Annotated in this window: 7 protein-coding genes and 2 rRNA genes (1 of these 9 cut by a window edge); all 9 read right to left on the bottom strand. The window is 55.8% G+C overall.

Going from position 1 to position 11539, the window contains the following annotated elements; genetic code table 11:
- Window positions 1-6: 6 nt before the first annotated feature.
- On the bottom strand, window positions 7-1002 hold the full coding sequence (locus tag ACKPCT_RS19470) for a hypothetical protein (RefSeq protein ID WP_319567697.1): 996 nt from the start codon (window positions 1000-1002) through the stop codon (window positions 7-9).
- The gene (locus ACKPCT_RS19465) at window positions 999-3674 is read right to left on the bottom strand and encodes a vWA domain-containing protein (protein WP_319567696.1); all 2676 of its coding nucleotides are present in this window, start codon (window positions 3672-3674) and stop codon (window positions 999-1001) included. The genes ACKPCT_RS19470 and ACKPCT_RS19465 overlap by 4 nt, the downstream gene beginning before the upstream one ends.
- The gene (locus ACKPCT_RS19460) at window positions 3671-5323 is read right to left on the bottom strand and encodes a hypothetical protein (RefSeq protein ID WP_319567695.1); all 1653 of its coding nucleotides are present in this window, start codon (window positions 5321-5323) and stop codon (window positions 3671-3673) included. Before ACKPCT_RS19460 ends, ACKPCT_RS19465 begins: the two co-directional genes overlap by 4 nt.
- Entirely contained in the window at window positions 5323-6294 is a 972-nt protein-coding gene (locus ACKPCT_RS19455; protein ID WP_319567694.1) for a DUF58 domain-containing protein, read from the bottom strand. The genes ACKPCT_RS19460 and ACKPCT_RS19455 overlap by 1 nt, the downstream gene beginning before the upstream one ends.
- The gene (locus tag ACKPCT_RS19450; protein ID WP_319567693.1) at window positions 6291-7508 is read right to left on the bottom strand and encodes an AAA family ATPase; all 1218 of its coding nucleotides are present in this window, start codon (window positions 7506-7508) and stop codon (window positions 6291-6293) included. The genes ACKPCT_RS19455 and ACKPCT_RS19450 overlap by 4 nt, the downstream gene beginning before the upstream one ends.
- A 7-nt stretch (window positions 7509-7515) precedes the next feature.
- Window positions 7516-9180: a hypothetical protein gene (locus ACKPCT_RS19445; protein ID WP_319567692.1), complete on the bottom strand. Its 1665-nt coding sequence runs from the start codon at window positions 9178-9180 to the stop codon at window positions 7516-7518.
- 173 nt (window positions 9181-9353) lie between these two features.
- Window positions 9354-10268: an HAD-IIA family hydrolase gene (locus ACKPCT_RS19440; protein WP_319567691.1), complete on the bottom strand. Its 915-nt coding sequence runs from the start codon at window positions 10266-10268 to the stop codon at window positions 9354-9356.
- 163 nt (window positions 10269-10431) lie between these two features.
- Window positions 10432-10546 (bottom strand): 5S ribosomal RNA (gene rrf, locus ACKPCT_RS19435).
- Window positions 10547-10667: 121 nt separating this feature from the next.
- Window positions 10668-11539: ribosomal RNA gene (locus ACKPCT_RS19430) — 23S ribosomal RNA — on the bottom strand (it continues 1865 nt past the right edge of the window).

The raw sequence follows: 11539 nt of genomic DNA, 5'->3' as shown, positions 1-11539 counted from the left end.
CATCGCTTACAACAAACCAGTTGCAAGCCGCTGCCCCAACGCAAGAACAGCCTGCTCTTCTTCGCTTACAGGCGACACAGCAAAAGCCTTCAACCCACTATCCGCCATGTCAGCCGGCACGCCCTGCTCATCCCCGTCTTTTTCGTCCGCTTCCCCCTCAGACAAAGGGAGCCAACCATACAGCTGGGCCAAACCAGTCCGGCTGCAATAGCGGTTCACCGCCTCCAGCGCGCCGCTATTGGGCATCCGGGCGATGGCATCCGTCACGACCAGATGCTCGATATCGACGCCGTCTCCAAGGGCTGCCAAAGCGGGAGACAGCCAACCAAGCAGCAATCCTTCCATACGCCGCACCGGACGCATCTGCACCGCTTGCAAGGCCCGGACAAGAGCCCATGAGGAGCCAGCCTCCTCTTCCCCTTGCCGCGCAAGAGCAAGCAAAACGAGAATCAGTACCACTTCAATAGATACACGATCAGGCCAGTCTATGTCGTCAGGATAAAGAAGGGTTCGTGCATGCCAATTCTTGCGCAGTGCCTCAAGCAGATGCATTTGCACCGAAGGCGCACTCCAGGCCCCTTCCAGCAGCACCGGAACCAAAGCCTCGCCACCAACAAGGGCTGCCCCTTTTACCCTTTTGCGCAAGGCCCAGCGCTGCCAGAAGCGCGTTCGCGTCGTAGCGCCCACGGCCAAGACCATCTCGTTGGTTCGAAAATCGGCATCCTTGCCGGTAAAATAGAGCACGGAATTGAGAAATCCGAGATAGGCATTGGGGCGCGTTTCCGCCCAGTGCGCCCCGCCAAACAGAGGCTGCAAGGCTTTCGCGTCTGCCCGCGACAGAGAAGGGCGTGCACCATCTTCGAAATGATAACGCACCGCCTTATGCGCCAGATCACGCAAGATCGCGACCAGTGGCTCGGCATGATAGGCCGTGTCATTGAGCGGCGCGAACCATTGGGACCGATTGGAAAATGGCCCCGCTTTGCCAAGGGAGTCCATCATAATCGGCTGCCTCGCATCAGGAAGGACAGACCGAAAAAGACGGTCGCCAAAAGCAACAACAGCCTGTGCACCGGCTTTGGCGGCACGGAAAATTGACGTGCCTGTCCGCTGTGATTTGGCAAATGATCAAGCGTACCGCCCGTTGCATCAGCCAAGGCTTGCAGACCCGAGAGGTCGACCCCGTAGCTTGCCGCTTCCGAGCGGTTTCCTGCCCGTGGGACAGCATAAGGCAGCGCAACAGGAATGGCCTGCGGCTGTTCCAATGCGCCCGCACCGCCTTCTTGCAAATAGAGCAGTCCCTTATTCACTGCGCCCTCACCTTCAGATGCAGCATCATGGCTTGGCAAGGCAAAGCGACCTTCGAACACCCCCTGCTCCCCCTTGACCATTGTCATGGGAACGCCGATGGATTGCCCCGCACGCAACAAGGTCGTCGAAAGGGTCTGCGGCAGAGACGCATTTGCAGCATCTGCGCCCTCACCGACAACCGACACCCGAAGCGTAATCTCATCGCCGAAATCCTGAAGCCGGAAGCTGTAGCGATTGCGATTTGACCATTTAACCAGCTGCATGAGGCTCGCTTCAATCGTGCGGCGCCCCGCCGCGCTATCAGTCCACGCGCCATCAAGAGCGGAGAGAAAGACGCCCGTATTGCCCTTTTCCAACTGGTCCGCTTTGTGAAACGCGAGCACGGGTTCTCCTTCAAGTCCATCGCTGACAAGCGCCCGAACGGCATCGGCCTTGGCATAGGTGAAGGCCACGCCGGGGGTTGCCAGTCCGCCAGAAATGCCATCAATCGGCGTAACGATACGCGGGCGCACCAGATCCGGCGTAAAGAATTCCGCTCGCTCTTCGGGGTCGTAGGAATCCGGCTTGAACGAGAGCCCCTGCCCCGATTGCAAGATCTGAGACTGCCGCGCCGCCTTGGCGATCTCCTCATTGAGCGGCGTAGCGCCGCTGCCATATTGAAGATAATAAAAGGATAACCCCGCCTTCGCATAGTCGTAAGGGTCAACCATGCCGTCTGTAATCAGAAAAACCGATGTATAATTGCCGGTTGCGGCCAAAGCGCGCTCAAAAGCGCGTGAAACATTCGAACTGTCACCGGTCGGAAAGCGGCTGGCGAAATTTCGAATCACCTTTTTGCCCCGCGCGTCCCCCATCTGGCGCCCTGTCGTCAGGCCACCAAAGGTAATCAGCTCCAGACTGTCCTGAGGGCGCAGATAATCCAGAATATCGGCAACGGCCAGCCGCGCAGCCGCAAGCCCTCCCCCTGCCATGGAGCCGGAGGTATCCACCAACACGATGGTATCGCGCGGCGGCGGATCATCTTGCAGATATTTCGGATCGGGTGAGACCGGCAACAGCGGATCAAGCGCTGTATGAGCGTAGCTTTGCACCACGGTCGGGTCTTCTGCGCTGCCTCCCAAGGGCCCATTCACCAGAAACAGACCGAGCCCGCGGCTCTTCACGGCATCGGCCAACCGCGCCAGATCGCCGGCTTGAAACTGCGCGGCGTCCATGCCACCCAGAACCACGATGTCGAAATCATCAAGCCGCGATAAATCCGCAGCGCGCCGCTGCTCAAGCTCGACCTTTTCTTTCGGCAACGCGTTGAGGAACCCGGTAGCACCGAGCCCCAAAACCCGAATAGGAGCGTCTACCAGCGTGAAAACCCGCTCGGAAAAGGCCTGCTCGCCCCTTTTCACATCCACTGAGGCAAATTGCAGCCCACGGCCCTCAAACCGCATGGGTAGGCGCAAGGCTTGAAGAGCGTGTCCGCCATCAAGCCGATCATTTTCAAGAGTTACAGGCGCTCCATCCCGCCTGAGAGTAACAGTCCAACGTTCTTCATTAACGTCTTTGGCTTCAACTGCCCCCGGATCGAAGACAAGCCGCAAGGTCGGCTCGCTGCCCGAGCGGATTTTGGCAGGAAGATAGGACGAAATGATCCCTTCAGATGCAGCGCCAGCATCCAGCGACGCAATGAAAACCGGGCCCAATCGACCCTTTAAGCTAGACGCCAGCTTGGCAAGCGGCGCTGTCGTGGCATTGCCATCACTGAGCAGAAACAGAACGTCATCATCCCGTTGTTGGTCGGCGAGAGCCTTGGCGGCATCAAGTGCGCCCGCAAGGTCACTGCCATCGCGAGACAGCCCGTTCGAAACGTCATCCTCTTGTAGCAGAGACAATCCATCAGATAGGCTGCCCCGATTGAGTTTGACATCAACGGAGGCGGCAAAATCGATAAGAGACACCCGTGTTCTCGCATTGGCGTCATCGCTCGCCAAGGTCGCAAGCTTTTTGGCAAGAGCCCCAATCTGATCACGCCGCATGGCCGGTTGCCGATGCGCGCTTTCAGATTGATCCACCAATAGGATGAAATGCTGCTGCCGCTCGGAAGGCGCATGCAAATAGGCCGGACGTCCTGCGGCCACAGCCAGCAAAAGCGCAGCGATCAAAGCCGAAAAGGATGCTCCCAAGCGCCACAGGCGCGTTGAGCGCTCCATCTGAATTCGCCTGACCAGATGATAGCCCCCGATCAGAACGATACCGGCCAGCAAAGCGACAGCGCCCCAGCTTGCAAGCAAAGCGACCCAACCGGTTTCCTGACAGGTGGCCACCCAGCCAGAGCGCGAGAAAAGCGGAAATATCAGCTCACACGCCGTCATGCCGTCCTCCCACCGCTCAGCCTCAGGGCAACAAAACGCTCAGCCACGAGCAGAATGATGGCAACCAGCGCAAGCCACGGCCAAAGCGGGCTTTGCGCTTCCCCTATCATAGAAACGGGCTGAATATCATCAAGCTCAGGGTTCGTCCCCAAGGGCTTGGCCGTATCGCTCTCATAGGCCAGATTTTCAAGCCTTGCGCCCGACGCATCCACATGGGACACATCCAGTAACGGCTGCCGATCCTGATTGACGAAGCGATAGGCATTGATGAAAGCCACCAGCCACGTCAGATGCTGCGCGTCTGCAAGATTGGCATTGACCAGCCCGCCAGCAGGCTCTGGCATCAACACCGCCGGATGCGCCCCTGCACGCACCGCAATCCAGACCTTGCCATCAGCACCGGCTGCAACAGAGCGAAAGCCCTCAGGCAATCGCTCAAGCCCTCTTGGCTTGATGGCTTCCAATAGATCCAGATCCACCGCTTCCAGCAAGGGGCTATCCTTCTGGAAATAGCCGAGGGCACTACCGTCTTGTGCGTCTCCACGCACAAGATAAATCCCGCGCTCGGTGAGCCCGTCTTGATCGGAATAAAGCCCGATGCGCACCGCATCATCCCGCTCGGCCCCGACAACGGGCGCCATTTGCCGCGCAAGGTTGGCTAGAGGCCCCGCGCTCACATCAGAATCCAGAGCAATCGGCAACACCGACATTGCGCCGATAGAAAGAGCAAGGCGATTGTCGAGAGCAAACTCGCCGGTCTCTTCAAGCTCTGCTTGATAAGTGCCTGGCTCAGAGACAGCATAAGAGACCGAGGCCTCCTGCCCCTTGCCCAAATCAACCGGCGCATCGGGACTGAGAATCTGGCCTTTTGGCCCTGTAACAACAAGGGATAGGTCCGAATTGGCATCCCCGAAGCGAGCAATATTCAAAGACAAGCGCGCACCGTCTCCGCCAAGTCCGGCAGCCTTGAAATCGGCTCCTGTCAGAGCGCTATTAGCCTCAGGCTCACCAACCTGAAACCATAGAGGATCAGCCGCCAGCGCCTCGCCTTCAGCCACAACCTCCTGCCCCCTCGCATCTGACAGCGCAAAGAACGGAGGCTTTGGCAAGTCTGATACGACGGCCAGATGGGTCCAATGGCAAGAACCATCTTCAAGTGCAGCAGAAAGAGCATGCATCATCGCAATGGGAGACACACCAGCATCGCCAACCCCATTGCTAGGCGTAGTATGTGGCACCGCCACCACACGCGAACAGCCCCCTTGGGCGGTAACATGCTGGACGATTTTATCCGCCATTTCATTGGCCAACTGTAGCCGCGTCGGACGACCCACCGCCATGCTGGGAGAATGATCCACGGCAACAAGCACGCCAAAAGCAGGCGCGTTTTTGGTTGGCACCAACACCCCATCCAGCAACAGGCTGGCCAGAAGCGTCAGCAGAATGAGAAAGCGCAACCAGAATAAAGGGCTGCGCAAGGGTGTACTCACCTGCCAGCGTACACGCGATTGTCTTGCCTCAGAAAGCTCAGGCAGAAACTGCAGAGCAGATATCTCCACATGCCGCACTTTCGAGCGCCGCATATATTTGACCAGCAGCACCACGAGGAAGAGACCGACAGTTGCAAAGGCGAGAAGGCCAAGAAGCATTAGCCGACCCTCCCGAACAATTCGCTTGCAAGAAGGAAATCATGAAAGCGCAGGCGAAAACCTTCCGCCATGGCATCAAAGCCCGGCCGATCGGGAAAATCCCATGCGAAATGCACCACGCCGCCGCGATTAAGGGCTTGAGCATATCCATCCCGCTGCGCCTGAATAGCATCTTCAGCGGCCGTCAGATCAGGGCCCGACGCCTGAAACGCGCCGCTACGCTCAGCTGCGGCCCCAACAGCGCCCAGCGAAACAATATCGTCCCGAAGAATGGCGCGCTCCGTTGGCCAACTGTTGAGCTCGCACACCACGGCCTGCCGATAGCCGCGCGAAGCCAGCTGTATGGCTTCCTCAAGGGCTGCTTGCGCTGTATTAGAGCGATAGAAGTCCGTTATGAAAATGGTGACCGATGATTGTTTAAGCCGAGACAGCTCAGCCCCGATCGACACTTCTTCGCGGCCTTTAGGGGCTTTGGAAGACCACAAGCCTTGAGAGAAGTGGGCAAACGCCTCACCGATCTGCCCGCCTTGCACAAAGCTCATACGATCCTGAGACGAAGAGCCCCCGAGCGACGTAAGGCCGATGCCAATGGCTTCGTTGCCTGCAATATGCCCCAGCGCTTCACATATCCAGAGCGCAACCTCCAACTTGCTCACCCGATGCGGGTCTTCCATACCGGCGCGCATGGTGGCACTGCCATCTACAATCACGAGAAGCTGGAATTGTTCTTCGGCTTCGAATGAGCGCACCAGAAACTCATCCGCCCCGCCATGGCGCAACGACGCCCGCCAGTCGATGTGACGCACATCATCGCCGAACACATAAGAGCGATGCTCCCGATATTCCAAAGACTGCCCCAACTTGCGCCGCAAGAAGGCTCCGCTGCCAGACGTGGCAAACGCCTTGCGAGCCTTGACGCAGATGTCGTCCAGCGTAGCCGGATCGAACGGATTGGGGCGCAAAGAGATCATTGGTCCAGCTGATATGGCTTGAAGAATTCACTATAGCTGGCGGCCTGTGGTGCGGTGAGAGCAAGCAAATGCAGCAACAGCGCATCACGCACTTTCTCCATATCTCTCATGGAACGCAGCGCCGGGAAGTCCTCCATGGCCATCCGCTGCCAGCTATATTTGAACTTCACCCGATGCCGCAAGGCGCCAGGCGCCATCTCCAGCAGGGCTCTCGCTGCCATGGCCTGCATTTGCGTGGTTGCGCTTTCCGCCGACAGCAGAAAAGCCTTTGCCTTGCTTGCCTGAATGAGAGCAATCGCCGCGCGCGGGCCAAGCGGCCATTCACAATAACGCTCGACAAACTGCACAATCTGCTCGCCGTAGCGCGCCGGAATATCGACCAGCTCTGCCGCCTTGGCGGCGCCATGGGTTGCCTGCACCAGATTAACGGCATGCTCTACCATCTTGCGCGGCATCTTGGTCTCCGAAAGCAAAGCCCTTGTCTGATCAATCAGCCAGCCGCACTGGTCAGCGGAATAAGCATCAATATCCAGAGGCGTCCGCACTTCGTCCTCAATGCCCGTGTGACCACCGGAGACCCGCTCAACAATCTCAACCAGTGCCGCGCTATCGGACGGCGCCATCAGGAGCTTGAGCTGGAAGCGGTCCAGTTGCGCTTCCGGCAAATCGTAAGTGCCCTCCTGATCAATAGGGTTTTGCGTACCAATCACCATGAAGGGCGTTTCAAATCTAGCCTGCTGCATATTTTGCGAAAGAATGCGGCTTTCCACCAAGGACCGCGTTTCGCCCAGAACAGTTACGTTCCGCTCCGCCATGGCTTCCAGCATGGCAGCCTGGGTTTTGGGCGTGGCGCGGTTGATCTCGTCCGCCAGCAGAATCTGCCGGAAAATGGGGCCAGGCTGGAAAACAAAAGCCTCCCCAGACCCGCTCATATTGGGCATAAAGGTGCCCGTGATATCCGAGGGCAACAGGTCCGGTGTGAACTGGATGCGTCCATAGCCCGCGCCATCCTTCATCTTGAGGCTCTTGGCAAACGAAACCGCCAGAGATGTCTTTCCAAGCCCGGGATTGCTCTCCAACAGCACATGCCCACCGGTAAACAGCGCCGCAATCATCCCATCGATCACAGCATCCTGCCCGATTATATCCCGCTGCACGCTCCGCTTGACCTGCAGCATGAAATGGGCTGCTTGTTCCGCTGGTAATTGGTTCATGACTTCCTCATTGTGATTGCGGCTTGAGAAGGGATCTCATCCAGTGGGGCATCTGTTGCACCGGAATATGGGGATGGGGCGTTTCATTTGTCTCACGATTCGCGCCCTTTGCGTGAATTTCCTCGACCTGCACCGCCTTTGCTTCCCTGTCCGCAACGGCCAGATTCTTTTCTTGCCCAGTACTTTGTTCGCCTCCCCCACGCGCGTCAGCATTGCCTCCAACAAGAGAGCCTGTTTGAGCTTGAGCCTTTTCCCTTTGCGTGCCATCACGCCGAGTGTCATCGCGCGTATTTGCGCTTGACCTATCGACAGATCCACCATCCTGCCCAGGTTGTTCGATCTTGATCCGATCCTTCGCAAGACTCCCATCTGGAAAAACTTCTGCCCGATCAGCAAGCCCCTGCAGCGCAGTTTCAAGCCCGCCCCCAGTGGCACCTGAATGAGGTGAGGCATCGCCAGATTGCATCGCCGCTTGAGCCGAAGCATCCTCGCCTAAGAGATCCGGCGGCAAACCGTCCTGCCCTTGAGGTTGCTCGAAAGATTGAGACGGAACACTATCATTGGAAGAATTTGCCAAGTCGCGGGACGATGCACCATCCACGTCCTCTGCATTTAGAGAAGACTCCAGAGGATGTTGCGCCATGCGGCCACCATTGCGATCAGATAGACCCTCTCTGCCAGAAGCACCGGAAGCAGAGAGACCCCGCTGTTGCTTTTGAAAAACAGAGCCTAATTCACTGCGAGGTTTGCCGTTCTCTGCACTCCGCATATCAGTATGCTGTTGAGCCGAAAATGGCGGAGCAAACACATGAGGATTGGAAATGGAATGAGTAGGAAGACCGACTAGAAGCAGCAAAAGCCCCCCCGCTATAAGCCCTATAGCGCAACCAGAAGCGAAAGGAGCCAGGCTCCCCTTCATACGCAACTTGCTTTCACGCGCAAGCGAAAGCCCAGGCCAGTCTCCAAAATCCGGAATGCGCAACGCAACCCCGTTAGCCTGCGCATCGTCTTGCGCAATAATCGCCAACAAAGAGCTCAACGCACCCGCATCACTTGCCTGATCCATCGCCAAGCGGACATCCGGCTGCAGAGCATAGCGTGTCATCTGAGGAAGAGACGCTGGAGGAAGTTCTTTTCGCTTGCAACATATCAAGCAAAAGACCGAACTTTTTACCCGCAATACACCAAAGAGATGGCCGCATCCAACTGCAATAAACCCGCCAACGAAGATATAGGACAACAGCGTTGCCCCTAATCCCGCAAGAATCCCTGAGGCACACAAAAATGCAGCCCCGCCCCAGACGACCCCATGTGCGATCATGAACAGCTTTCGTGATGCAGAAATTTTGCAGAGGGCCGCAGCTCTTTGGAACGCGCCAGTCTGATAAAGCTTGGTCGCTTTATGCCTTTTGATCTGAGATAGGACAAATAGAAACGAACCTACTGCTAGGAGCGTCGAAGCCACGATGAATAGGTAAGATCCCTCTTGGGGCAACAATGCATAACCAACAAGCAGCAGGCCTGAGACATTGCTTCCAGCAACGACAGGCCATCCAAAACTTGCAACGAAGTGACGCGCCTGTAAAAACCGCCACATAAAGCCGGCGTCTTCAGGTGCTGACCTCATACGTGGAAGACTATCAAAGACCTGATTGTCACCATAACCAGCCATTACTTTGCTGCCTTTGCCTAATCATTGCATCAAATCCACAAATGATATGCATGGAAATGACAACTATCATGCTCATGGCAAATCAGATGCTCGGATAGAGACGGTAGCAAATAGCTTTGACCAAACAAAGCCCGCAAAAATCCTACGAGCACGAAAAAAGCATCCGAAAAACATTAAATAGATGGCGTCATAAAATCAGGATAAATGCCACTCTTATGGATAGCATCCATGGGGTTCTGCCCCCTGAGAAACCCATGCACGGTTACCAGCACCGACCCCCAGCCACGCACTCGTGCGCCCAAGATATCTGTGTGAAGACTATCCCCCATCATGGAAATCCGATGCCTAGGAATAGAGCTACCGAGCCGCGCTTCGATTTCATCATAAACAGACCCAAAGGGCTTACCATGAAATGTCACACTCAAATCTGGTAACCGATCCAAGAGATTATGAGCATAATAGCCCGGTTCAACAGACATATCCTCTTCACGTGGCGCAACGATATCGGGATTGGCTACGATCACAGGACGATTATTATGAATAAGGCTTTCAAACAACAAAGCCTGCCGCTCAAGAGTCCAACTCTCACTGGAAAGAATTAGAAAGCCGTCAACTTCATCATATACGTCAGGATCATCCAGCAGGGGCCGTGCTTTAACGGAAAGTTCTTCAGATTGGAAAGACGACGGCGCGGCAACGCCCCAAACAAAAGAGGGAGGGACAGATGGTAGATGCATTTCACACACGGCGCGCGAAGATACCAACTCACAATCGCGAAAATCGAAGCCCAAACGTTTAAATTTGGCAACAACCTGGTTGAAACAATAGGAAGCGGCGTTGGTCAGAACGAACACATGTTTATCTGCGGCCCTCAGAGCTTCTATTCGTTCACGTGCCCCTTTGATGGGTGTTTCACCCACATTCAGAACCCCAAAAGCATCAAACACAAAAGCATCAAAGCGATCCACAATTTCAGAAAGGTCTTTGATCGGCTCTATAACTAGTTTGTTTCTGGAAAGATTTGGGAAGCGATGTCTAACGGCTTCATAGCGCTCAAAAGCCTGTTCTGAAGTCAAAGTGGGGAGCATGGATTTGTACTCGTTTGTATTTTCAAATGGAGCAAGACTGCTATTGAACTGGCTGGATATATTTCAGAAGGCAGTATCAAGTGTGTTACACTGTCCTCATTCAGACGCAAAAACCCCCCGGCTTATGGAGCACGGGGGGTTTTTGAATGTTTGTTATTAGCAGGCCCGGCAGCGACCTACTCTCCCACGTCTTAAGACGGAGTACCATTGGCGCAGAGGATATTAACGGCCGAGTTCGGGATGGGATCGGGTTTGGTGTCCTCGCCATAACCACCGGGCCGGCGAATAACAAACAGAGAAGCTGGAGTTGCTAACGGTGATTTTATCCAATCACCTAGCGCTTAGTTTTTTCGTGTTGCTAAAGAGCAACCCGCTTTGAATGAATATAGACAAATGAGAGTAATCAAGCCTATCGAGCTATTAGTATCAGTAAGCTTCGCACGTTACCGCGCTTCCACACCTGACCTATCAACGTGGTGGTCTTCCACGGCTCTCAGGGAGAACTCGTCTCAAGGTGGGCTTCCCGCTTAGATGCTTTCAGCGGTTATCCCTTCCGCACATAGCTACCCTGCAATGCGGCTGGCGCCACAACAGGTCCACCAGAGGTGCGTCCAACCCGGTCCTCTCGTACTAGGGTCAGCTCCTTTCAATTCTCCTGCGCCCACGGCAGATAGGGACCGAACTGTCTCACGACGTTCTGAACCCAGCTCACGTACCGCTTTAATTGGCGAACAGCCAAACCCTTGGGACCTGCTCCAGCCCCAGGATGCGATGAGCCGACATCGAGGTGCCAAACAATGCCGTCGATATGGACTCTTGGGCATCATCAGCCTGTTATCCCCGGAGTACCTTTTATCCGTTGAGCGATGGCCCTTCCACACGGGACCACCGGATCACTATGACCGACTTTCGTCTCTGCTCGACTTGTCAGTCTCGCAGTCAGGCTGGCTTATGCCATTGCACTCAACGACCGATTTCCGACCGGTCTGAGCCAACCATCGCGCGCCTCCGTTACTCTTTGGGAGGCGACCGCCCCAGTCAAACTACCCACCATGCGCTGTCCCGGATCCGGATAACGGACCGCGGTTAGACAGCCATGACAACAAGGGTGGTATTTCAAGGATGGCTCCATCTGAGCTGGCGCCCAAATTTCAAAGCCTACCACCTATCCTACACATGCCAACACAACTGTCAGCGCAAAGCTATAGTAAAGGTTCACGGGGTCTTTCCGTCTGACCGCAGGAACCCCGCATCTTCACGGGGAATTCAAT

It is taken from the genome of Cohaesibacter marisflavi, assembly GCF_963665895.2.
GTDB lineage: Bacteria > Pseudomonadota > Alphaproteobacteria > Rhizobiales > Cohaesibacteraceae > Cohaesibacter > Cohaesibacter marisflavi.
The sequence above is the reverse complement of the archived record's forward strand: the minus strand, read 5'-3'. Positions and strand labels throughout refer to the sequence as shown.

Excerpts from the sequence above, each read along its gene's own strand:
- ACKPCT_RS19450 (WP_319567693.1), bottom strand. The coding sequence starts at position 7,508 with ATGAACCAATTACCAGCGGAACAAGCAGCCCATTTCATGCTGCAGGTC.
- ACKPCT_RS19455 (WP_319567694.1), bottom strand. The coding sequence starts at position 6,294 with ATGATCTCTTTGCGCCCCAATCCGTTCGATCCGGCTACGCTGGACGAC.
- ACKPCT_RS19440 (WP_319567691.1), bottom strand. The coding sequence starts at position 10,268 with ATGCTCCCCACTTTGACTTCAGAACAGGCTTTTGAGCGCTATGAAGCC.
- ACKPCT_RS19465 (WP_319567696.1), bottom strand. The coding sequence starts at position 3,674 with ATGACGGCGTGTGAGCTGATATTTCCGCTTTTCTCGCGCTCTGGCTGG.
- ACKPCT_RS19470 (WP_319567697.1), bottom strand. The coding sequence starts at position 1,002 with ATGATGGACTCCCTTGGCAAAGCGGGGCCATTTTCCAATCGGTCCCAA.
- ACKPCT_RS19445 (WP_319567692.1), bottom strand. The coding sequence starts at position 9,180 with ATGGCTGGTTATGGTGACAATCAGGTCTTTGATAGTCTTCCACGTATG.
- ACKPCT_RS19460 (WP_319567695.1), bottom strand. The coding sequence starts at position 5,323 with ATGCTTCTTGGCCTTCTCGCCTTTGCAACTGTCGGTCTCTTCCTCGTG.